The organism is Micromonospora sp. NPDC005298 (assembly GCF_040607375.1).
Classification (GTDB): domain Bacteria; phylum Actinomycetota; class Actinomycetes; order Mycobacteriales; family Micromonosporaceae; genus Micromonospora.
This window is the reverse complement of record NZ_JBEXGP010000001.1, coordinates 553,666-574,594: the sequence shown is the minus strand read 5'-3', so window position 1 is coordinate 574,594 and position 20,929 is coordinate 553,666. Positions and strand designations below refer to the sequence as shown.

Sequence of the window (20,929 nt, the reverse complement as noted above, 5' to 3'; positions counted from 1 at the left end):
CCCTCACGGGCCGATGGAGGACAGCCCTGACCAGGACCACCAGACCATCCGCCAGCAGCAGGGTCGCGCCGATTTCGTCGATCCACGGTGGCGACGGATACGAGCCGGGACGCTAGCCGCCGACGATCATCTCCACCAGCCCCGGACGGGACAGCCGGACGTTGCGACGGCCGGGACGACCCGTACCGGCCACCGTGGTCGGGCGGGAGCACGAGCCCCGGTCAGCCGAACGGCCGGGTCAGTTGACCTCGACGAGGGGCAGCGACCGGCCGGCCCCGCCGCCCGGCAGGGCGATCGAGGAGAAGTGCGAGACCACCCGCTCGTCGGTCGGGTCGTCGGCCGGCGTGTGGTGCACGGCGAGCCGGTTGTAGAGCGTGTCCCGCTGCGCGGGGATCCGGTCCGCCGAGCGGATCATGCCGATCAGCTCGTGCAGGTTGGAGCGGTGCCGCGCGCCCGCCGAGGAGATCACGTTCTCCTCCAGCATGATCGAGCCGAGGTCGTCCACACCCATGTGCAGGGAGAGCTGCCCGACGTCCTTGCCCGTGGTCAGCCAGGACGCCTGGAGGTGCGGGACGGTCTCGAAGAACAGGCGGGCCACCGCGACGAGGCGCAGGTACTCCAGGGTGGTCGCCTGGGTGCGGCCCTTGAGGTGGTTGTTCTCCGGCTGGTACGTCCACGGGATGAAGGACCGGAAACCGCGGGTACGGTCCTGCACGTCACGGATCATGCGCAGATGCTCGATCCGCTCGGCGTGCGTCTCACCGGTGCCCATCATCATGGTGGCGGTCGACTCGATGCCCTGCCGGTGGGCCAGCTCCATGACCTCCAGCCAGCGCTCGCCCGACTCCTTGAGCGGCGCGATGGCCTTCCGCGGCCGCTCCGGCAGCATCTCCGCGCCGGCACCCGCGATCGAGTCCAGACCGGCGGTCTTGATGCGCGCGATGGCCTCGTCCAGGCTCACCCCGGACACCTTGGCCATGTGCAGGATCTCGCTCGGGCCGATCGAGTGGATGACCAGCTGCGGGTACGCCTGCTTGACCGAGGAGAACAACTCCTCGTAGTACTCCACGCCGTAGTCCGGGTGGTGCCCGCCCTGGAGCATCACCTGGGTCGCGCCCAGCTCGACCGCCTCGCCGCACCGGCGCAGGATCTCCTCCGTCGGGTGGGTCCACCCCTCGGAGTGCTTCGGCGCGCGGTAGAAGGCGCAGAACTTGCACGCCGTCACGCAGACGTTCGTGTAGTTGATGTTGCGATCGATCAGGTAGGTGACGACGTTGTCCGGGTAGCGCCGCCGGCGCACCTCGTCCGCCGCCTCGCCCAACGCGTGGAAGGGCGCCTCGGTGTAGAGCAGCAGGGCCTCCTCGGGCGTGATCCGCCCGCCGTCCGCGCCGCGCTGCAGGATGTCGTCGATCTCCCGGCTCACCGTCACGTCCCGAGCCTACGTCGCCCGTCGGTCGCCCCGCACCAGGCACCGCACCCGGGTGACGGATGCCCCATCTACCGGTCTATCGACGTTCCCACAGCGTGTAGCGGAAGGTGAACACCCGCGTCACCACGTCCGGCGGCTCCTCGATCGTGATCATGGCGCAGGCGCCGACGACCGTTCGCACGCAGAGTTCCGTCCCGCGCCGCAGGTCGTGGAAGCCGTCGATCGTGCCGTCCCAGTTCGTGGCATCCAGGCACCGTCGCACGTCGTGGCGCAGACCGGGCAGGACGACGGCCAGCTCACCGGGCTCCCGCGCGCCCAACCGGTCGGCGCGCTGGGACAGCAGCAGATCCCCCTCCGGCGCGTCCTCGCCGCCGACGGAACCGGTGTCGAGGTCGAAGGTCTGACCGTCGGCCAGGACCAGCCGTTCACCGGTCCGCACCTGGACCCAGTCGGGGTGTCCGCCTCCGTCGTCCTCCTCGGTGAAAACCACCACGACCAGCACCACCGCCACGACGACACAGACCACCGCCGCGGCGACGGAGAGTGCCCGGATACGGATTGGACGGTGCCACCCTGGGTCCGGGCGCTCGTCGGACAGATCCGCCTCAACAGCACCGCTCGATCCGGTGCCGCCCGCTTCCGCGTCCGTCGCCCGCGTCGCGTCTGGCGCATGACGGCGTCCGGTCGCGTCCGGCGCGAGCCAGGTGCTCCACACCTGCCCGCTGAACGCGAAAATCGCCAGGAACAGCCCCAGGACGCCGGCCCAGAGGCTCGCCCGGTCCAGGCCCTGGGTGCCCAGGAACACCACCAGGACCAGGGCGCCTGCGGACACGACCAGGATGACGATCGTCGATCGTGGCATACGAGCCATGCATCATGGTGACACGCGGAGCCACAGAGCATTCACCGACTTCTGTCGATCGAGGGCCGGTGGCCGCCGCCCGTGTCAGGCGTCGTAGTCGACCGTGAGCCTGTCGGTGGTGGGGCTCGACTGGCAGGTCAGCACGTAGCCGGCGGCCAACTCGTCGGGCTCCAGGGCGTAGTTGCGGGCCATCGTGACCGACCCGTCGACGACCTTCGCCTTGCAGGTCGAGCAGACACCGCCCTTGCAGGCGTACGGCAGTTCGCCGCGCACCTTCAGCGCGGCGTCCAGCACCCGCTCCTCGCGGCCCATCGTGAAGCTCGACGACCGCCCGTCCAGGACGATGGTGACCTCGGTGCCGGCGCCCGGCTGGTCGACGGGCCGGCGCACCGGCTCGGGCGGGGCGTCGACGTGGAACAGTTCGGTGCGTACCGCCGACTCGGGCAGTCCGCGCCCGGTCAGCACGTCCCGGACGTCGACCACCATTCCGTACGGGCCGCAGAGGAACCATTCCTCGATGACGTCGCCCGGCACGATGGTGTCCAGCAGGCGGCTCAGCCGCTCGGCGTCGATCCGGCCGGAGAGCAGCGGCGACTCGCCCTGCTCCCGGGACAGCACGTGCACCAGGTGCAGCCGGGTGGGATAGCGGTCCTTCAGGTCGGCCAGCTCCTCGGCGAACATCACCGTGTTCGCCGTGCGGTTGCCGTACACGAGTGTGAAGGTGCTGGCCGGCTCGACGGCCAGGGCGGTCGCGACCAGCCCGAGCACCGGTGTGATGCCGGAGCCGGCGACGACCGCGCCGTAGTGCCGCACGCGGTCCGGCGCGAAGTCCGTGGTGAAGGTGCCGAGCGGGGGCAGCACCTGGACGGTGTCGCCGCCGCGCAGCGCCCCGCACGCGAACGCCGAGAAGGCGCCGCCGGGGACCTCCCGCACCCCGATCCGCAACCGGCCGTCCCGGGCCAGGTCGTCGGGGGTGGAGCAGATCGAGTACGACCGGCGCACGTCCTCGCCGTCGTCGGTCACCCGGCGCACGGTGAGGTGCTGGCCCGCGCGGAACGCGAAGGTCTCCCGCAGTTCCTCGGGTACGGCGAAGGTCACCGCGACGGAGTCGTCGGTGAGCCGGTCGACGGCGGCGACGGACAGCGGGTGGAAGACCGGCCGGCGGCGAACCGGGCGGGTGATGGTGACAGTCACAGCGCCTTCAGGTGGTCGAAGGGTTCGGAGCAGGAACGGCACCGCCACAGCGCCTTGCAGGCGGTCGAGCCGAACCGGCTGACCTGCTCGGTCTCCGGTGAGCCGCACTGCGGGCAGCGGACCGCGAGGGTCAACGACACGACGCCGGGGGCGCGTACCGGCTCCGGCGGGGCGATCCCGGCGGCGGCGAGCTTGGCCCGCCCACCCTCGGAGATCCAGTCGGTGCTCCACGGTGGGCTGTAGACCGTGCGGACCTCGGCGTCGGCGTGGCCGGCGGCGGCGAGCGCCCGGCGGATGTCGGCCCGGATCACGTCCATCGCCGGGCAGCCGGTGTAGGTCGGGGTGATGGTGACGGTGACCCGGCCGCTGGCCGGATCCTCCTCGACCGCCCGCAGGATGCCCAGCTCGTCGATCGTGACCACCCGGATCTCCGGGTCGACCACGCCCGCGGCGGCCGTCCTCGCGTCGGTCACCACGTCGCCCCGGGATGGGCCCGGTGCAGCACCTGCATCTCGGCCAGCAGGTAGGACAGGTGCTCGGTGTGTACGCCGGCCCGTCCGCCGGCCGGCGCCCAGGCGCTCTCCGGCCGGGTCAGCGTCGCTTCGGTCAGCACCGCGTCGACGGTCTCGTCGAACGCCGGCCGCAGGGTGGCCGGGTCGACGGGCGCCGCCGGGTCCGCGGCGAACAGCTCATGGGTGTACGGCCACACCTCGTCGACCGCCGACCGCATGCGGCGGTGCGACTCCTCGGTGCCGTCACCGAGCCGCTTCACCCACAGCGCGGCGTGGTCCAGGTGGTACGCCGACTCCTTGCGGGCCTTCGCGCCGATCGCGGCCAGCCGCTCGTCCGCGCAGCCGGCAAGCGCCGTGTACAGCGGGAGCTGGTACGCGGCCAGGAAGAACAGCTTCGCCATCGTCACCGCGAAGTCGCCGTTGGGCAGCTCGACGAGGAGCGCGTTGCGGAACTCGCGGTCGTCGCGCAGGTACGCCAGCGCGTCCTCGTCGCGGCCGGCGCCCTCCAGCTCACCGGCGTACGACAGCAGCAGGCGTGCCGCACCGAGCTGGTCGAGGGCGATGTTGGCGAGCGCGATGTCCTCTTCCATCTCCGGTGCGCGGGTCGTCCACTCGGCGAGCCGCTGCGCGGCGACCAACGCGTCGTCACCGAGGCCGAGAGCGAAGTCGAAGGGTCCGTTCACGCCGTCACCTCGCTGCGCTCGACGGCCGCGTTGCTGAGCTGGCCGGTTCGCCCGCTCACAGGTGTGCCACCCCGTCCGGCACCTCGTAGAAGGTGGGGTGGCGGTAGACCTTGTCGGCGGCCGGGTCGAAGAAGGCGTCCTTCTCGTCCGGGCTGGACGCGGTGATCGCGCCGGCCGGAACCACCCAGATCGACACGCCCTCCTGCCGTCGGGTGTAGAGGTCGCGGGCGTTGCGCAGGGCCAGCTCGGCGTCGGGGGCGTGCAGGCTGCCGACGTGGGTGTGTGACAGCCCACGCCGGGCACGCACGAAGACCTCCCACAGAGGCGAGTGTTCGGTGTTCACGCGGCGACCTTCTCCCTCTTCTCCGCCCGCTTCGCGGCGTACGCCGCCGCGGCCTCACGTACCCATGCGCCGTCGGCGTGGGCGGCCCGCCGGTGCGCCATCCGCTCCCGGTTGCACGGCCCGTTGCCGGAGATCACCCGCATCAGCTCGTCGTAGTCCGGCTGGGTGTAGTCGTACGCCTGCCGCTCCTCGTTCCAGCGCAGGTCGTCGTCGGGGATGCGCAGCCCGAGCACCTCGGCCTGCCCGACGCACATGTCGACGAAGCGCTGCCGCAGGTCGTCGTTCGAGAAACGCTTGATCTTCCAGGCCATCGACTGGGCGGAGTGCGTGGAGTCGCCGTCCGGCGGGCCGAACATGGCGAGTGACGGATACCACCAGCGGTCCACCGCGTCCTGGGCCATGGCCCGCTGCTCCGGGGTGCCGTGCGCGAGGGTGTGCAGGATCTCGTAGCCCTGACGCTGGTGGAACGACTCCTCCTTGCAGACCCGGATCATCGCCCGCGCGTACGGACCGTAGGAGCAGCGGCACAGCGGCACCTGGTTGACGATCGCCGCCCCGTCCACCAGCCAGCCGATCGCGCCGACGTCGGCCCAGGTGAGGGTGGGGTAGTTGAAGATCGAGCTGTACTTCTGCCTGCCGTCGAGGAGCAACTGGACCAGCTCGTCGCGGCTGATGCCGAGGGTCTCGGCTGCGGCGTACAGGTAGAGCCCGTGACCCGCCTCGTCCTGCACCTTGGCGAGCAGGATCGCCTTGCGCTTGAGCGACGGCGCCCGGCTGATCCAGTTGCCCTCCGGCTGCATTCCGATGATCTCGGAGTGGGCGTGCTGGGCGATCTGCCTGATCAGCGTCCGGCGGTACGCCTCGGGCATCCAGTCGCGCGGCTCGATCTTCTGCTCGGCCCCCACCACGTCGGCGAAGTACGCGGCCAGGTCCTCGTCCGGCGCGGGTCCGCCGCGCCGCTCGCGCGCGGCGGCCGCGCGCAGTTCCGCCTCGGCCGCCTCGACCTCACCCAGCAGGCCGCCGCCGGGCGGGTCGTCCGCGGGCGCGGAGAAGTCGTTGCCATACATGGGGACAAGTGTTACAGCTTGCGCCTTGGTGCACCAGGGGGTGTAACAGGAAACCCGAGCCACCTTCGGTCACGAAATGGTGATATCTCCTCACGACGTGCAACCGGCGGAGCTATGAGCTAGGTCACGGCTCAAAGATGAACCCTCGCAGAAGCCGCATACCATCCCGATATTCCGTCTTCCTTGCAAGTTGCCAGGTGTCGGGTTCTGGCGGGCCGCCGCTCCGGACGTAGACTTCTGCCGGTCACATCGATCGGCTGCCCAGAATCGCCGTCTCCACAGAGGCCACCTCCCCCGGCCTCGGCGATCGCACCGGTCGCCCCGGACAACCAGCCGGTCCCCCCGGCCCTGACATCTGGAGCTCACCCAACTCATGCGATCTCGCGTGACCATGGTGCTCGCCGTCGCGGCGGTCCTGCTCGGTGGCGTCCTGCTGGTCCCCACCGCGTACGCCCGACTGGCCGACGGCACCAGCAGCGGAGGCGGAGGAGGCGGCGCCGCCTCGACAGTCGCCGCGCCCGCACCCACCCCACCACCGCCGCCCACCCTGGCGGCCGGCCCGGTGTCGGTGAGCTTCAAGGGCGAGTTCTTCTCGTGGGCGCTGATGGACCGGCAGACCGGCAAGATCTCCGGGTCGCCCAACATGACCTCGACCAGCTCCACCGAGTCGATGATCAAGGCGTGGATCGTCTCCGACTACCTGCGGCAGCTCGGTGACAGGGAGCCGCCAGCGGCGCTGAAGGAGGCGTCCCGGCTCGCCATCATCGACAGCAACGACGGCGCGGCCAACAAGGTCCACGCCGCCGCCGGTGGCTCGTACCGGGCCTCGACCAGCAGCACGCCCGACGCGGTGATCCAGCGAGCGATCAGGATCTGCGGGCTGACCGACACCAAGCGCGGCAACGTCAAGCCGTACACCGGCTACTGGAGCTTCACCCGGATGTCCCCCCGCGACGCCGTCCGTCTCGGCGACTGCATCGCCGACGGCAGGGCCGCCGGCCCGAAGTGGACCAAGTGGGTGCTCGACCAGATGAGCAAGGTACGCGGCACCACCGCGGCCAAGGACCAGAAGGCCTCCTACGGCGGTGGCCGCTGGGGGATCATCGACGGCCTGCCCAAGTCGATCACCGCCCAGGGCCCGGTCAGCATGAAGAACGGGTGGACCCCCATCGCGTACGACGGCAACTGGCACGTCAACTGCCTGGCCGTCAACGGCAAATGGAGCCTCGCGGTGATGCTGCGCTACCCGATCAGGAGTGGGCTGGACTACGGGGCGCAGGTCTGCGCCAGCGTCGCCACCCAGTTGGTCACCCCGCAGCCGGGCGCCGCGCTGAAGGTGCCGCAGCAGCCGGTCGGGAAGCTCTGATGGCCGGCAACCGTCGGGCCGACCGGCGCGGCGGTGGGGAGGCGTCTCCACTTCGGTTGATCGCCATCGCGATCATCCTGATCGGGCTGGTGCTGGTGTCGCTGCGCCTGCTGCCCGGGTCGCCGTTCGAGTCGTCCGCCGCCGCCCGCTGGGGTGACTCCGGTACGCCCGGCGGCCGATCGACCGGTACGGCCACCGACCGCAGCGCCCGCCACCCGGCCCCGCCGTCGCCCAGCCCCAGCCCGTCGCTGGAGCCGCTGCCGTTCGTGGCGAAGGACCTCAAGCTCGACATCGAGGGCTGGTACTCCTGGAGCGTGCTGGACCGCCGCACCGGCAAGATCATCGGTTCGAAGAACATGGGCGAGACCAGCACCACCGCCTCGATGATCAAATCCTGGATCGTCGCCGACTACCTACGCCGCGCGGCCGACAGCGGTCAGACGCCGAGCGACGCGAAGCTCGCCGACGCGACGCGGATCATCCGGGACAGCGACAACACCCGCGCCGAGCAGTTCTACAACCTGGTGGGCCGGGACGCCTCGATCAAGCGGCTGATTTCCATGTGCCAGCTGACCGACAGCAGCGTCGCCCCCGACAAGGGCTGGTCCCGGACGGCACTCTCCCCGCGTGACACCGCCCGCCTGGGCAACTGCATCGCCACCGGCACGGCCGCCGGCCCGAAGTGGACCAAGTGGCTGCTCAACGAGATGAAGCTGGTGCGCGGCGCCGGTGACTTCGGCATCCGCAAGGCGTTTCCGGCCGCCGAGCAGAAGCAGATCGCCATCAAGAACGGGTGGATCGACCGGACCAGGGAGCAGGAGATGCACATCAACTGCCTGGCCATCGGCGACACCTGGACGATGGGCGTGATGGTGAAGTACCCGATCGACATGGGCTACGACTACGGCATGAAGAACTGCGAGAAGATCACCGAGGCGCTGCTGCGCCCCGGCACCTGACCCGCAGCTCAGCGACCGCGCCGGCCTGACACCTGGCGGCGCGGTCGCCCGGATCAGACGCGGTCGCCCGGGTCAGCCGGCGAAGAACTCCGGGCCGCCGTCCGGCAGCGGCGGGGTCTCGCCGATCGCGGCGGCGCGCCGGGCGAACTCGCGCAGCCCGGCGACCTGCCGGTCACCGAGCGAGAAGTCCAGGGTCCGGAAGTACGTGGCGAGCGTCGCCGCGTCGAACGTCTCCCACCGGGCCGCCGCCTCGGCCACCTGGTCCAACTCCGACAGGCAGAGGTCACGCGAGCGCAGGAACGCCTCGTGCACCTCCTTGACCAGGCCCGGATGGGCGGCGGCGAAGTCCCGGCGTACCGCCCAGACGGCGAAGACCATCGGCAGCCCGGTCCACTCACGCCACGCCTGCCCGAGGTCGGTGACGGTCAGGCCGAGCTGCGGTGCCTCGTACAACGCCCGCAACGCCACGTCCCCGATCAGCACCCCGGCGTCGGCCTCCAGCAGCATCTGCGTCAGGTCCGGAGGGCAGCGGAAGTAGTCCGGACGTACCCCGTACCGCTCGGCGAGCAGCAGCTGGGCCAGCAGCACCCCGGTCCGCGAGGTCGAGCCGAGCGCCACCCGGGCGCCGTCCAACTCGGCGAGCGGCCTGGTGGACACGATGTTGACCGAGAGCACCGGCCCGTCGCTGCCCACCGCGAGGTCCGGCAGGAGCAGTAGCTCGTCGGTGTGCTTCAGGTACTCGACGTAGGTGATGGGACCGATGTCCAGGTCGCCGGCGACCAGGGCGGCGCTGAGCCGGTCCGGAGAATCCTTGTGCAGATCCACGTCGAGCAGGGCACCCGAGCGCATCAGGCCCCAGTAGATCGGCAGGCAGTTCAGGAACTGGATGTGCCCGACCCGCGGGCGTGCGATGCGCTCAGCCATGCCCCGACCGTATCCCCGCCGTCCGGTGCCGGCCCGGCGGGCCGGTCCGGAGTGGCCAAGCCCGCATCCGCGCCGCCATCAGTCCGAGCTCTCACCCAGCCGGCGCGGCTCACGCCCTGGACAGCCCGGCCGCCGAGCGGACGAGTGACGCGACCGCCGGTGAGTGACTGCCCGGCTGCCAGGCGATGACCGTGGTGACGTCCGGCGCGTCGACCACCGGTACCGCTACGTGTTCGGGCCACTGCCAGGCCCGGCTGGAGGCAGGGATGACGAGCAGCGTCCTGCCGAGCGCCACGAGCTGGGCGAGCTGCGACTGGGTGCGCACCTCCGGTCCGGGCCCGTCCGGGTACGACCCGTCGAGCCGGGGCCACCGAGCGATCGGCAGGCCCGGCACGTCGCGGACGTCCGCAAGCGTGAGCTGGTCGCGTGACGCGAGCGGATGCCTCGCGGGAAGGATCGCGACCTGACCTTCGACGTGGAGGTCCTCGGTGTCGAACCCGGCGAGGTCGTCGAACGGCCGATGCATGAGCGCCACGTCGGCGCGCCCGTCACGCAGCAGCCCCGCCTGCTCGCCGACCTCGCACAGGAGGACGTCGACAGGTGCCGAACCGGGTTCGCGCGCCAGCGCGTCGAGAAGCCGTTGCAGCAGCTCGTGGGACGCGCCGGCCTTCGTGGCGAGCACCAGCGACCGCTTCGAATGACCGGCACGCCGCGTCCGGCGTGCCGCCGCCCGGACCGCGTCGAGTGCCCCTCTGGCCTCGTCCAGCAGCACCCCGCCGGCGTCTGTGAGCGCCACTCCACGACGGTCCCGCTCGAGCAGTTGGACACCGAGCCGCCGCTCAAGCTGACTGATCGCGCGCGACAGGGGCGGCTGCGCGATCCCGAGCCGGACGGCGGCACGCCCGAAGTGCAGCTCTTCGGCAACGGCCACGAAGTAGCGAAGCTCCCGGGTCTCCAGATCGTCCATGGACAGAACCTATCCCCTGATACCTGTGGAGTATCACGGCGTACTGAATCAGTCTTGGACGCGAGGCGGCGACCAGGCAGAACATGAACCGCGTGAAGGACACGAAGATTGCGCTCGTCACCGGCGCGAACAAGGGAATCGGTTTTGCCATCGCCCACGGTCTCGGAGCGATCGGCTTCACGGTGGCGGTGGGTGCGCGTGACGACGCCAGGCGCAGCGAAGCCGTCGCGCGTCTGCGCGCCGCAGACGTCAACGCGTTCGGGGTCGCCCTCGACGTCACCTCCGACCAGAGCGTCACCGAGGCAGCGGCGACCATCGAGCGGGCGGCAGGACGGCTCGACGTACTGGTCAACAACGCCGGCATCGCCGGCCGCACCGACGGTGGCGCGCAGGACCCGACGACCCTCGACCTCGACGTCGTCCGCACCGTCCTCGAAACGAACGTGTTCGGCGTCGTCCGGGTGACGAACGCGATGCTCCCGCTGCTGCGCCGCGCAGCCTCGCCGCGCATCGTCAACATGTCGAGCAACATGGGCTCGCTGGCACTGCGGACCGGCCCGATCCTGGCCGCGTACGCACCGTCGAAGTCGATGCTCAACAGCATCACGGCCCAGTACGCCCGCCGCCTCGCCGACACGAACGTCATCGTGAACGCCGCCTGCCCGGGCTACGTGGCGACCGACTTCACCGGGTTCAACGCGCCCCGGACGCCCGAGCAGGGTGCCGCGATCGCGATCAGGCTCGCCACCTTGCCGGACGACGGCCCGCGCGGCGGCTTCTTCGACGACGAGGGCGTCGTCCCCTGGTAACCCGGACGACGCCCTGATCGTGAGGCGGAACTGTCGCACACCTGTTCTATCGTCGTTTCATGTTGAGGGCGTTGGCGCAGGCGGGCGGCACCGTCGACGACTGCGCCGACGCCGTGCTGTGGGCCCTCTCCGACGACGAACTGCTCGCGTCCGTCGACGCCGCGCACGTGGTGGCGCAGCGGCTGGCGGCCATCCAGCTCGCCCTGGTGCGTGAACTGGACACCCGTGGGCTCGCCGTCGAGCAGGGCGCCACGTCGACCGCCGTGTGGCTGCGGGATCGGCTCCGGCTCACCAGCCGATCGGCTCGTCAGATGGTTCAACTGGCGGCGACCATCGACGCGGCCCCGGCGACCGTGCGCGACGCCCTTCTCGACGGCACCATCACGCTGGAGCAGGGCCGGGTGGTCGCCGAGACGATCGCGGCCCTGCCGGCCGAGGTCGGCCCGGAGGTCGCGGACAAGGCCACCGAGCTGTTGATCACGTGGGCCGACCGCTTCGACCCGGCCATCCTGTGCCGCCTCGGCGAGCGGGTCCTCGGGCACGTCGCACCCGACCTGGCCGACCAGGCCGAGTTGGCCGCGCTTCAGCGGGCCGTCGAGCGGGCCGAGGCCCGCCGGCACGTCACCCTCTCGGAGCCCAGGGACGGGCAGGTACGCCTCAGCGGCAACCTCGACTCGGAGACCGCGAGCCTGCTGCGCGAGGCGATGGATCCGCTCTGCGCCCCGGCTGGCGAGCACGACGACCGCAGTCCCGGTCAGCGTCGGGCGGACGCGCTCGGTGACATCTGCCGGCTGGCACTACGCACCGGCACCCTGCCGGACAACGGCGGCGACCAGCCGCAGATCGTGGTGACCATGTCGCTGGACGCGCTGCTCAACGGCGTGGGCGCGGGGACACTGGAGACCGGCGCGCGCCTCACAGCGGGCGCGGTCCGCCGCCTCGCCTGCGACGCCGCCGTGCTGCCGGCCGTGCTGGCCGGCAACAGCCAGATCCTCGACGTCGGGCGTCAGCGCCGGCTCTTCACCGGCCCCCTGCGACGCGCTCTGGTGCTGGGCGACGGCGACTGCGCCTTCCCGGGCTGCGACCGGCCCTCCCGCTGGTGCGACGGCCACCACGTCCGGCACTGGGCCGACGGCGGCGCAACCGCGCTCGACAACGCCGTCCTGCTCTGCGGGCAGCACCACCGACTCATCCACCATGGCGACTGGAATGTCCGCATCGCACCGGACAGTCAGCCCGAATTCCTCCCACCCGGCTGGTTGGATCCACTCCGCACCCCACGCCGCAACCTCTTCCACAGGCGCTGCTAGTCCAGCAGGCACAGGCCTCCGTACCGCCGGGCCCGTACCCTGCGCGACGCCACGCCACCCCGGTGGGCCGCCACGCCCGGGATCGCGCCACGCCGTGACGCCGCCCTCGACGCCACGCCGTCACCAACGGGTGGCCGCTTCGGTAATTCGCTGGAAGGGGTGGTCGGGAGGGCGTAGGGTTGCAGGCCGCTTGACGGCCGAGGTGAGCTGCACCGGAACGGACGTCCCCGCGCCGGGCGGCCGGCCATCCGCCCCCGGACACGCGAGCGAGCAGCAGATGTGAACGATGGGACGTCAGCATGCCCGCACTTGACCTCGACACCGATTTCGACGGCACCCACCTCGACGCGGATCTGGCCGCCGAGCGCGCACACCTGGACACCTCGCGGGCGGCACTGCGGCGGATGCGGGAGCGGGCCGAAGCCCTCTTCTCGACAGGTGACCAGGTCGCCGGCGACGCGTACGCGGCGGAGACGCTCGGTCGCACGCTGGCCCGCCGGGTGGCCGAACTCGCCGACGACCCGACCACGCCGCTGTTCTTCGGCCGCCTCGACTTCTCCGGGACCCCGCACAACGAGGAGACGGGCGGCGACGACAGCACCGGCGATCACGACGGTCGGCGGTACCACGTTGGGCGGCGGCACGTCACCGACGAGCTTGGCGAGCCGTTGGTGCTGGACTGGCGGGCACCGGTCTCCCGGTCGTTCTACCGGGCCAGCGCGCGGGATCCGCAGGGGGTGGCGGTCCGGCGGCGGTTCGGGTTCAGCAACGGGATGCTGACCAGCTTCGAGGACGAGCGGCTGGATCGGGGCGAGGAACTGGGTACGACCAGTCGGATCCTGACCGCCGAGATCGAGCGGCCGCGCGTCGGGCCGATGCGGGACATCGTCGCGACCATCCAGCCGGAGCAGGACGAACTGGTCCGCGCCGATCTGGCCGACTCGATCTGCGTACAGGGAGCGCCGGGCACCGGAAAGACTGCGGTTGGTCTGCACCGGGCCGCGTACCTGCTCTACCTGCACCGGGAGCGGCTGCGGCGGGCCGGTGTGCTGATCGTCGGGCCCAACCGGGCGTTCCTGTCGTACATCGCGGCGGTGCTTCCGGCGCTCGGCGAGGTCGAGGTCGAGCAGGCCACGGTGGAGGACCTGATCGCGCGGGTGCCGGTCCGGGCGGTGGAGCCGCCGGCGGTCGCGACCCTCAAGCACGACGCGCGGATGGCGGACGTGCTGCACCGCGCGGCGCAGGCACAGATCGGCACGCCGACGGACCCGATGACGGTGTCGGACGGCTCGTTCCGGTGGCGGATCGGAGTGGAGCCGCTGCACCGGATCGTCGAGGAGACCCGCCGGGAGGGGCTGCCGTACGGCACCGGGCGGGAACGGGTCCGGGCGCGCGTCGTGGGCCTGCTGCAACGGCAGGCCGAGGCGCGGCGGGCGGAGTCGCCAAGCGACGCCTGGCTCCGCCGGATGGGCCGGTGCCGACCGGTGCTCGACTTCCTGGACGCCGTCTGGCCGGCGCTCACCCCGGAAGGGCTGGTGCACGGCCTGCTCTCCGACCCGGCCCGGCTCGCCGCCGCGGCCGACGGACTGCTCGACGACGCCGAACAGGCGCTGCTCATCTGGGCGAAACCGGCACGTACCCCGAAGGCGAGCCGCTGGACCGCCGCCGACACCGTGCTGCTCGACGAGGCGGCCGGGCTGCTGGAGCGGCCGTCCGGTTTCGGGCACGTCGTGGTGGACGAGGCGCAGGACCTGTCCCCCATGCAGTGCCGGGCCATCGCCCGGCGCAGCGAGCACGGCTCGGTCACGCTCCTCGGTGACCTGGCCCAGGGCACCGCGCCGTGGGCCGCCACGGACTGGCGGGAATCCCTCGCCCACCTGGGCAAGCCGGACGCCGTGGTGGTCCCGCTGACTGTCGGTTTCCGGGTGCCCGCGGCGGTTGTCGCGTTCGCCAACCTGCTGCTGCCGGCGCTCGCCGTGGACGTACCGCCGGCCGAGTCGCTGCGCCGCGACGGCGGCCTGGACGTGCGTACCGTGACCGATCTGACCTCGGCGACGGTGGCCGAGGTGCACGCGGCGCTCACGCACGACGGCTCGGTCGGTGTGATCGCCGCGGACGACGCCGTCGACGGGCTGCGCGCCGCGCTCGCCGCCGCCGGGGTCGCGACCGCGACCGCCGACGACGTGACGGCCGCGGAGCGCGTCACTGTGGTGCCCGCGACGCTGGTCAAAGGTCTGGAGTACGACCACGTGGTGGTGGTCGAGCCCGCCGCGATCGTCGCGGCCGAGCCGCGCGGCCTGCACCGGCTGTACGTGGTGCTCACCCGGGCCGTGTCCCGCCTGTCGGTGCTGCATGACGAGCCCCTGCCCGCGCCGCTGCCGAGCCAGCCCGCCAACCGCTGACCGCCCAACGGCCCGGCGGCCCAGCGGCCCAGCGGCCCAGCGGCGGTTCAGGCCCGGCAGCCCAGCGGCCCGGCGGCCCGACAGCCCGGCGGCCCGGCGGCGGTTCAGGGTCAGCGGGCGTTCAGGGCGGCGGCGATCTCGCGCAGCGGCTTGCCGGGCTCGGCGATCGGCACGGTGAAGGCCAACCACGAGCCGTCGGTGAAGTCGACCCGGAGTCGCTTCGGGTTGAGCCGGTGCCAGCCGACCCGGGCGGAGGCGACCTCGGCCCGGGGCACCGACCAGACGATCGTCGTCTCGGCCGCCGCCCGCTCGTCGTCGGCCCGGCTCGACCAGAGCTTGACCGCCCCGGACTCGCAGACGAGGAACCGCTGGTCGGTGACGGCGAGGATGGTGTCCTTGATGGAGGTCGCGGGCGGCACCGGCCGGCGGGCGTACTGGAGGGTGGACGCCGCCGAACCGGGAGCGCCGCGACCGGCCACCCCGTACGTGATGCGGTCGACGAGCCGGTCCCCCGCCGAGAAGGTGACCAGCGGCGAGATCACGTTGAGCAGTGCACTGGCGACGAAGCCGCCGGGGCGGGAGGGTTCGGGTCGCTGCGGGTCCGGTGGATCGGCCGGCAGGACGCCCTGGGCCACCCCCGTCTTCGCGACGGCGAGCACCTGCTCACCCGGCTCGACGAGCTGGGTGAGCCGTTCGGAGTAGTCGACGTCCGCCATGCTCAGTACCGGTCCGGGTGGGGCTGGTCCGCTCCGGGCGCGTCGGCCATGACCTCACCCACCAGTTCGCGTACGCGGGCGGCGGCCGCCTCCTGGGCGCGCTTGGCGGCGGCGGTGAACTCCTCGGCCAGCGTGTACGAGTCGAACCGCATCGCGCGGGCGTTGACGTCGGTCGAGACGATCGTGCCGTCGGCCGAGGCGGTCACCCGGACCAGGCCGGAGTCGCTCACGCCCTCGGCGCTGCTGTCCTCGAGCTCGGCCATCTTGCCGGCCAGCTCACGCTGCCAGCCGTCCAGGTTGCGGGCCAGCGCCTCGATGCGGTCCAGACCGGGAAAGGTCATGGCGGTCCCCTCAGGTCAGGATTGAGTCGAAGACATTCTGCACGCCCTTGGTGTAGGGGCCCAGATCCTCGCGGTAGGTGCCGTCCACCAGGTAGTTGCGGTCCTTCGTGCCGTCCGAGACGTCGTGCAGCCCGACCCCGGTGTCCAGCAGGGACCCTCCCAGGCCGGGGATGTTCACCGGGGACGCCTGGTTGATCAGGAACTTGCCCGGGAAGAGGGTCTTGAACTTCTCGATCTGGAAGGCCCGCGCCTCGGCGGTCCAGCCGGACTTGTTCCACGCCCGGTACGCCTTCTTGGCCTTGCGGATCTCCAGGACCGCCCGGCGGTACTTCATCAGCAGCTCGGCGACCTTCTGCATCTTGGTCGCCAGCTTCGTCAGGATCTCCGCGAACCGCGCCACGATCTTGACCATCCGGCCGACGGTGGTGGCGAGCCTGGCCAGTACCCGGACCACGGTCGCCGCGAGCGAGATGCCGGCGCTGAGCGCCGCCGCCACCGCCGCGATGATCACCTCGGTGAGGAACCACAGCAGGAACTCGAGGATCAACTCGACCAGCAGGTTGAACGCGTCGACCGCCGCGTTGGCGGCGTCGACGAGCACCTCCTTGGTGCCGTCCAACCCCTTGGCCAGCTCCTCGATCGCCTCCTCCACCGAGGCCATCGAGGCGTGGAAGCTCTCCGCGGCGTCGCCCGTCCAGTAGCCGCGCAGCCGGGCCCGGTCCTGGATCTGCTCGCCGGCGATCTCGCGGACCGCCGCGCCGGTGTCCAGGCAGAGCTGCGCGGCGCGCATCAGGTCGTCCGGCTCGCCGGCGACGAGCTCGAGAAGCTGCTCGAAGGGCCAGAGCACCGCGTTCGACAGCGGCTTGAACGGGTCGGGGGTGCCCGAGACGATCTGCTCGAAGTAGGTCTTGTTGCGCTGCAACGCCTCGGTGCTCATGCGGGCACCGGCCCGGACGGGTTACCGGTGCCGGGCGACCAGGGGCCGGGCGCGATGACGTCGGGCGCGGCCGGGCGGCCGGGCACGAACATGTCGGTGTTGGCCACATCGGTGCCGGTGTAGGCCCCGGCGGTGTCGCGGAGGCCTTCGGCGATGTCCGCCATCACCTCGGCGCCGTCCGCCAGCCCCTGGAGGCACGCCTCGAACTGCTCGGCGTACGTCGCGGCGAGGCTGAACGAGGCCGGCATCACCCCGAAGGCGTGCCGGGGCACGTGGCCGTCGCCGAACGAGCGGTGCAGCTCGCGAAAGCGGGCCGCCCGGTCGGTGGAGGCCGCGGCGAACGCCGTCAGCGCCTCGGGCTGGACGTCCAGCTCTCTGCTCGGGCTCGACACGGACCCTCCCCTGTGTCCTGTGCGACGGATCAGCCGCTACAGCCACCCACCATAGGCACTGCGCGCCGCAGTCGGTAACCCGTCAGCGAAAGGCGGTCACACCACATCGACTTTGCGCCTTAAAGTAGTTTGCATGACCCCCGAGGACGACCTGCCTCCCACCGACGCCGCAGCCGCGCTCCGACTGATCGAGGACCAGCGGTCACAGACCGTACGCCGCCTCGAACCGGACCCCCGGGTGCTCTACTGGCCGTGGGGCGTCGCCTGGCTGGTCGGCTTCGGGCTGTTCTTCCTGCGCTTCGCACCCGACGACCGGGTGCTGGTCCGGATGCCCGGATGGCTGCCGCTGACCGCCCTCTTCGTCCTGCTCCTGGGTGCCGGCGCGATCCAGGCGGTGGCGGGCATGAAGGCGTACGGCCAGGTGACCGGCGACTCGGCGCTGCGCGGGCGCTGGTACGGCTGGGCCTGGTCGCTGGGGTCGGTGAGCGTGTACGTCGGGCTCGGCCGGATCAGCGAGCACCTGCCGCACGACCTGGCGGCGCTGCTCTGGTCGGCGACGGCCGTCGGACTCACCGGCGCGCTGCACATGGCCGGCGGCGCGATCTGGCTGGACCGGGACCTGTTCCGGCTGGGCGTGTGGATCAGCGTGATCAACGTGGTCGGCGCGTTCGCCGGGCCGGGCTGGCACTCGCTGGTGGTCTCCGTGGCCGGCGGTGGCGGCATCCTCGTCGCCGGTCTGCTCGCCCACCTGCGCCGGCGGCGCGCACGATGACCGACCTGGACCCGGTCATCCACGCCCAGGCCCGGCTACGCGTGGTGGCGAGCCTCTCCGCGCTGAACGACGGCGACCGGATCGCCTTCCCCCGCCTCCAGGACCTGCTCGCGATGACCGCCGGCAACCTCTCCGTACACCTGCGCAAGCTCGAGGACGCCGGCTACGTGGAGATCAGCAAGACCCACCGTGGACGCACCCCGACCACCCTGATCCGGCTCAGCCGGCGGGGCCGGCTGGCGTTCGAGGAGTACACCGAGGCCATCCGCACCCTGCTCGAACCCACCCCGTCGAAGGAGCAGTCATGACCCTCGCCCGAGCCGACCAGGCCAGCCGCCGGTACGGCGACGTCCTCGCCCTCGACCGTGTCGACCTGGAGGTGCGGGCCGGTGAACTGGTCGGCCTGCTCGGCCCGAACGGCGCCGGCAAGAGCACCCTGATGAACCTGCTGGTCGGGCTGCGCAAACCCAGCTCCGGGCGCGTCGAGCTGTTCGGCGGCGACCCGCGCGACCCGGCGTCGCGGCGGCAGATCGGCGTCACCCCGCAGGAGACCGGCCTTCCCGGCACACTGCGCGTCGGCGAGGTCGTCGACTTCGTCTCCGCGCACTACCCCGACCCGGTGCCCCGGGGTGAACTGCTCGACCGCTTCGGCATCGGTGACCTCGTCCGGCGGCAGACCGGCGGGCTCTCCGGCGGGCAGCGCCGCCGGTTGGCAGTGGCGCTGGCGTTCGTCGGTCGGCCCCGACTCGTCCTGCTCGACGAGCCGACCACCGGCCTGGACGTGACCGCCCGGCACACCCTGTGGGACGCGATCCGCGCGTTCCACGACGACGGCGGGACCGTCCTGTTGAGCAGCCACTACCTGGAGGAGGTCGAGGCGCTGGCCCGCCGGGTCGTGGTGATCGGGCAGGGCCGGGTGCTCGCCGACGACACCGTGGAGGCGGTACGCGGCATCGTCGGCGTACGACGGGTCAGCCTGGTCGCCGACGAGATGCCCGACCTGCCCGGCGTCGTCCGCACCGAACGGATCGACGGTCGGCTGCACCTGCTCACCACCGACGCCGACGAGCTGGTCCGGGCGCTGGTCACCACCGGGACCGCGTTCACCGACCTGGAGGTACGACCGACCTCGCTGGAGGAGGCGTTCCTCGCCATCACCGGCGAGGAGCGACCCACCGCCGACGCTCAGCCCGCCACCGTTGCCGCCCGACCCACCACCGTCTGAGGAGGCGACCCCGTGCAGCTCGCCCTGGTCCACGCCCGCTACCAGCTCCTGGAGATCATCAGGATTCCGGTGGCCGTCTTCGGCAGCGCCTTCTTCCCGGCCGCCGCCATGATCTTCTTCGTGGTGCCGTTCGCCCGTGACGACGCGGCAGGCGCCACCTTCGCCACCGCCTCGATGGTCACCTTCTCGGTGATGAGCGCCAACATCTTCCAGTACGGCGTCGGCGTCGCCGAGGACCGCGACCAGCCGTGGAACCCGTACACCCGGACCCTGCCGGCCGGGCCAGCGCCCCGCTTCGCCGGCCGGGTGCTCGCCGGCCTGGCCCTGACGTACCTCTCGCTGATCCCCGTCGTGGTGATCGGCGCGACACTGACCGCGGCCCAGCTCACCCCGGCGGCTTTCCTGCTGGCCCTCGGCACGGTGGCCGTCATCTCGGTGCCGTTCACGCTGATGGGGCTCGCCATCGGCTACTCGCTGCCCAGCAAGGCGGCGATCGTGGTGGCGCAGGTGCTCTTCCTGCCGCTCGCGTTCGGCGGCGGCCTGCTCTCCGCGCCCGGCGAAGCGCCCGGGTTCATCGAGACGATCGCGCCGTACCTGCCCACCCGCGGCGCGGCCGAACTGATGTGGTCGGCGGTCGGCGACTACCGCGTCGAGCCGCTGGCGATGATCATGCTCGGCGGCTGGGTGGTGCTGCTCGCCACACTCGCCGCCTGGGCGTACCGGCGGGACGAGGGTCGCCGGTTCAGCTGACGATTCGTCCGTTTCCGCCCCGAGCCGCGGCGGGACGGTGCCAGGATTCCGGGCAGGGGGTCGCCGTGGCCACCCCGGGCCGAGAGGGGTCTTGACGTGAGCACCGTCCCGCCGGGTACGCCCTGCTGGGCCGACCTGGCCACCCCGGACCTGACCGACGCGCGACGCTTCTACCCGGAACTGTTCGGCTGGACCGGCCAGATCACGCCGGAACCCGAGGCGGGCGGCTACACGATCTTCCAGCTCGACGGCCAGGCGGTGGCCGGCGCCGGACCGCCGGCCATCCCGGACCAGGTGCCGATCTGGTCCACGTACATCGCCACCGACGACGCCGAACTCGTCGCCGGCCGGGTCGAACGGGCCGGCGGACAGGTGGTGGTGCCGCCGTTCGAGGTGTTCGACAGGGGCTGGATGGGGGTCTTCGCCGACCCGGCCGGCGCCACGTTCAGCGTCTGGCAGCCACTGACCATGGCCGGTGCCGAGGTCGTCGGCGTACCGGGCGCGATGAGCTGGAACGAACTCGTCACCCCCGACCCCGAGGGCGCGAAGGTCTTCTACGAGCTGGTGTTCGGCTGGCAGCCCGACGACCAGCCGGTCGCCGGTACGACGTACACCGGGTGGCGGCTCGGGGCGCGCATCGTCGCCGGGATGATGCGACCACTGGCCGAGGACTTCCCGGCCGACCTGCCTGCGTACTGGACTGTCTACTTCGCGGTGGCCGACGCGGACGCCGCCGCGGCCCGCGCCTCCGAACTCGGCGGCACGATCCTCGTCCCGCCCCGCGACATACCGTCCGGGCGATTCGCGGCCCTGCGCGACCCCCAGGGAGCCCTCTTCTCGGTGATCGACCTGGGCCCCTGACCGGGAAGCCGCCGCACCCGCACCCGCAAGCCGCCACGCCCGCGCGCCTAGATCGTGCTCGATCCTGGAAGTGGTGGTCTCCGTACGCCCGGACCCCACTGTTTCCAC

Annotated in this window: 23 protein-coding genes; 10 read left to right on the top strand and 13 right to left on the bottom strand. The window is 71.8% G+C overall.

All coding sequences use genetic code 11. The annotated features are described in order from the left end of the window. Window positions 1–238 precede the first annotated feature (238 nt). The 7 genes from mqnC to paaA form a co-directional block, all read right to left on the bottom strand. Window positions 239–1,429 carry a cyclic dehypoxanthinyl futalosine synthase gene (mqnC, locus tag ABZS77_RS02835; RefSeq protein WP_354816112.1) on the bottom strand — a complete coding sequence of 397 codons (1,191 nt, stop codon included), beginning with the start codon at window positions 1,427–1,429 and terminating at the stop codon, window positions 239–241. A 76-nt stretch (window positions 1,430–1,505) separates the two neighbouring features. After that, on the bottom strand, window positions 1,506–2,291 hold the full coding sequence (locus ABZS77_RS02830) for a hypothetical protein (RefSeq protein ID WP_354816109.1): 786 nt from the start codon (window positions 2,289–2,291) through the stop codon (window positions 1,506–1,508). 84 nt (window positions 2,292–2,375) lie between these two features. Beyond that, entirely contained in the window at window positions 2,376–3,485 is a 1,110-nt protein-coding gene (paaE, locus tag ABZS77_RS02825) for a 1,2-phenylacetyl-CoA epoxidase subunit PaaE (RefSeq protein WP_354816106.1), read from the bottom strand. Then, window positions 3,482–3,958, bottom strand: coding sequence for a 1,2-phenylacetyl-CoA epoxidase subunit PaaD (gene paaD / locus ABZS77_RS02820; RefSeq protein ID WP_354816103.1), 477 nt, complete (start codon window positions 3,956–3,958; stop codon window positions 3,482–3,484). The genes paaE and paaD overlap by 4 nt, the downstream gene beginning before the upstream one ends. After that, window positions 3,955–4,680 carry a 1,2-phenylacetyl-CoA epoxidase subunit PaaC gene (gene paaC, locus ABZS77_RS02815; protein WP_354816100.1) on the bottom strand — a complete coding sequence of 242 codons (726 nt, stop codon included), beginning with the start codon at window positions 4,678–4,680 and terminating at the stop codon, window positions 3,955–3,957. The genes paaD and paaC overlap by 4 nt, the downstream gene beginning before the upstream one ends. Window positions 4,681–4,735: 55 nt before the next feature. Next, window positions 4,736–5,023 (bottom strand): 1,2-phenylacetyl-CoA epoxidase subunit PaaB, encoded by a 288-nt coding sequence (gene paaB / locus ABZS77_RS02810; protein ID WP_354816097.1) that lies wholly within the window; start codon window positions 5,021–5,023, stop codon window positions 4,736–4,738. Then, complete coding sequence (paaA, locus tag ABZS77_RS02805) at window positions 5,020–6,090, bottom strand: 1,2-phenylacetyl-CoA epoxidase subunit PaaA (protein ID WP_354816094.1); 1,071 nt, start codon at window positions 6,088–6,090, stop codon at window positions 5,020–5,022. Before paaA ends, paaB begins: the two co-directional genes overlap by 4 nt. Window positions 6,091–6,463: 373 nt before the next feature. Between paaA and ABZS77_RS02800 the strand changes: the two genes are divergently transcribed. Further along, window positions 6,464–7,456: a hypothetical protein gene (locus ABZS77_RS02800; protein ID WP_354816092.1), complete on the top strand. Its 993-nt coding sequence runs from the start codon at window positions 6,464–6,466 to the stop codon at window positions 7,454–7,456. Further along, window positions 7,456–8,415: a hypothetical protein gene (locus tag ABZS77_RS02795; RefSeq protein ID WP_354816090.1), complete on the top strand. Its 960-nt coding sequence runs from the start codon at window positions 7,456–7,458 to the stop codon at window positions 8,413–8,415. The genes ABZS77_RS02800 and ABZS77_RS02795 overlap by 1 nt, the downstream gene beginning before the upstream one ends. A 72-nt stretch (window positions 8,416–8,487) precedes the next feature. On the opposite strand, the gene ABZS77_RS02790 is transcribed toward ABZS77_RS02795, so the two are convergent. Both ABZS77_RS02790 and ABZS77_RS02785 read right to left on the bottom strand, forming a co-directional pair. After that, window positions 8,488–9,339 (bottom strand): menaquinone biosynthesis protein, encoded by an 852-nt coding sequence (locus tag ABZS77_RS02790; RefSeq protein WP_354816087.1) that lies wholly within the window; start codon window positions 9,337–9,339, stop codon window positions 8,488–8,490. Window positions 9,340–9,448: 109 nt separating this feature from the next. Continuing rightward, a complete protein-coding gene (locus ABZS77_RS02785) occupies window positions 9,449–10,297 on the bottom strand; it encodes a LysR family transcriptional regulator (protein WP_354817128.1) in 849 nt (282 codons plus the stop codon). Between the two features lie 101 nt (window positions 10,298–10,398). On the opposite strand from ABZS77_RS02785, the gene ABZS77_RS02780 reads away from it, so the two are divergent. The 3 genes from ABZS77_RS02780 to ABZS77_RS02770 all read left to right on the top strand — a co-directional run bounded on the left by ABZS77_RS02780 (window position 10,399) and on the right by ABZS77_RS02770 (window position 14,827). Beyond that, complete coding sequence (locus ABZS77_RS02780) at window positions 10,399–11,115, top strand: SDR family oxidoreductase (RefSeq protein WP_354816084.1); 717 nt, start codon at window positions 10,399–10,401, stop codon at window positions 11,113–11,115. A gap of 59 nt (window positions 11,116–11,174) precedes the next feature. After that, on the top strand, window positions 11,175–12,425 hold the full coding sequence (locus ABZS77_RS02775) for a DUF222 domain-containing protein (protein WP_354816081.1): 1,251 nt from the start codon (window positions 11,175–11,177) through the stop codon (window positions 12,423–12,425). A gap of 299 nt (window positions 12,426–12,724) precedes the next feature. Beyond that, window positions 12,725–14,827 (top strand): AAA family ATPase, encoded by a 2,103-nt coding sequence (locus ABZS77_RS02770; protein ID WP_354816078.1) that lies wholly within the window; start codon window positions 12,725–12,727, stop codon window positions 14,825–14,827. A gap of 110 nt (window positions 14,828–14,937) precedes the next feature. Here the strand turns inward: ABZS77_RS02770 and ABZS77_RS02765 are convergent, their stop codons facing one another. From ABZS77_RS02765 to ABZS77_RS02750, 4 genes are read right to left on the bottom strand one after another with little or no spacing between them, the layout of a single operon-like run. Next, entirely contained in the window at window positions 14,938–15,543 is a 606-nt protein-coding gene (locus tag ABZS77_RS02765) for a hypothetical protein (RefSeq protein ID WP_354816075.1), read from the bottom strand. 2 nt (window positions 15,544–15,545) lie between these two features. Further along, window positions 15,546–15,884, bottom strand: coding sequence for a YbaB/EbfC family nucleoid-associated protein (locus ABZS77_RS02760; RefSeq protein ID WP_354816072.1), 339 nt, complete (start codon window positions 15,882–15,884; stop codon window positions 15,546–15,548). A gap of 10 nt (window positions 15,885–15,894) precedes the next feature. Continuing rightward, window positions 15,895–16,821 (bottom strand): WXG100 family type VII secretion target, encoded by a 927-nt coding sequence (locus ABZS77_RS02755; RefSeq protein ID WP_354816069.1) that lies wholly within the window; start codon window positions 16,819–16,821, stop codon window positions 15,895–15,897. Further along, a complete protein-coding gene (locus tag ABZS77_RS02750) occupies window positions 16,818–17,213 on the bottom strand; it encodes a type VII secretion target (protein WP_354816066.1) in 396 nt (131 codons plus the stop codon). Before ABZS77_RS02750 ends, ABZS77_RS02755 begins: the two co-directional genes overlap by 4 nt. A 133-nt stretch (window positions 17,214–17,346) precedes the next feature. On the opposite strand from ABZS77_RS02750, the gene ABZS77_RS02745 reads away from it, so the two are divergent. From ABZS77_RS02745 to ABZS77_RS02725, 5 genes are all read left to right on the top strand, one after another. Beyond that, on the top strand, window positions 17,347–17,985 hold the full coding sequence (locus tag ABZS77_RS02745) for a transporter (protein ID WP_354816063.1): 639 nt from the start codon (window positions 17,347–17,349) through the stop codon (window positions 17,983–17,985). After that, window positions 17,982–18,293, top strand: coding sequence for a transcriptional regulator (locus ABZS77_RS02740; protein ID WP_354816060.1), 312 nt, complete (start codon window positions 17,982–17,984; stop codon window positions 18,291–18,293). The genes ABZS77_RS02745 and ABZS77_RS02740 overlap by 4 nt, the downstream gene beginning before the upstream one ends. Continuing rightward, window positions 18,290–19,210, top strand: coding sequence for an ABC transporter ATP-binding protein (locus ABZS77_RS02735; RefSeq protein WP_354816057.1), 921 nt, complete (start codon window positions 18,290–18,292; stop codon window positions 19,208–19,210). Before ABZS77_RS02740 ends, ABZS77_RS02735 begins: the two co-directional genes overlap by 4 nt. Before the next feature lie 12 nt (window positions 19,211–19,222). Continuing rightward, the gene (locus tag ABZS77_RS02730; RefSeq protein WP_354816054.1) at window positions 19,223–19,960 is read left to right on the top strand and encodes an ABC transporter permease; all 738 of its coding nucleotides are present in this window, start codon (window positions 19,223–19,225) and stop codon (window positions 19,958–19,960) included. A 96-nt stretch (window positions 19,961–20,056) separates the two neighbouring features. Next, window positions 20,057–20,821, top strand: coding sequence for a VOC family protein (locus ABZS77_RS02725; RefSeq protein WP_354816051.1), 765 nt, complete (start codon window positions 20,057–20,059; stop codon window positions 20,819–20,821). The last annotated feature ends 108 nt before the right edge of the window (window positions 20,822–20,929 follow it).

Bases quoted from the DNA above. Each gene is read 5' to 3' on its own strand.
- ABZS77_RS02830 (WP_354816109.1), bottom strand. From the start codon at position 2,291: ATGCCACGATCGACGATCGTCATCCTGGTCGTGTCCGCAGGCGCCCTG.
- paaA (WP_354816094.1), bottom strand. From the start codon at position 6,090: ATGTATGGCAACGACTTCTCCGCGCCCGCGGACGACCCGCCCGGCGGC.
- ABZS77_RS02800 (WP_354816092.1), top strand. From the start codon at position 6,464: ATGCGATCTCGCGTGACCATGGTGCTCGCCGTCGCGGCGGTCCTGCTC.
- ABZS77_RS02795 (WP_354816090.1), top strand. From the start codon at position 7,456: ATGGCCGGCAACCGTCGGGCCGACCGGCGCGGCGGTGGGGAGGCGTCT.
- ABZS77_RS02790 (WP_354816087.1), bottom strand. From the start codon at position 9,339: ATGGCTGAGCGCATCGCACGCCCGCGGGTCGGGCACATCCAGTTCCTG.
- ABZS77_RS02775 (WP_354816081.1), top strand. From the start codon at position 11,175: ATGTTGAGGGCGTTGGCGCAGGCGGGCGGCACCGTCGACGACTGCGCC.
- ABZS77_RS02770 (WP_354816078.1), top strand. From the start codon at position 12,725: ATGCCCGCACTTGACCTCGACACCGATTTCGACGGCACCCACCTCGAC.
- ABZS77_RS02765 (WP_354816075.1), bottom strand. From the start codon at position 15,543: ATGGCGGACGTCGACTACTCCGAACGGCTCACCCAGCTCGTCGAGCCG.
- ABZS77_RS02760 (WP_354816072.1), bottom strand. From the start codon at position 15,884: ATGACCTTTCCCGGTCTGGACCGCATCGAGGCGCTGGCCCGCAACCTG.
- ABZS77_RS02755 (WP_354816069.1), bottom strand. From the start codon at position 16,821: ATGAGCACCGAGGCGTTGCAGCGCAACAAGACCTACTTCGAGCAGATC.
- ABZS77_RS02745 (WP_354816063.1), top strand. From the start codon at position 17,347: ATGACCCCCGAGGACGACCTGCCTCCCACCGACGCCGCAGCCGCGCTC.
- ABZS77_RS02740 (WP_354816060.1), top strand. From the start codon at position 17,982: ATGACCGACCTGGACCCGGTCATCCACGCCCAGGCCCGGCTACGCGTG.
- ABZS77_RS02735 (WP_354816057.1), top strand. From the start codon at position 18,290: ATGACCCTCGCCCGAGCCGACCAGGCCAGCCGCCGGTACGGCGACGTC.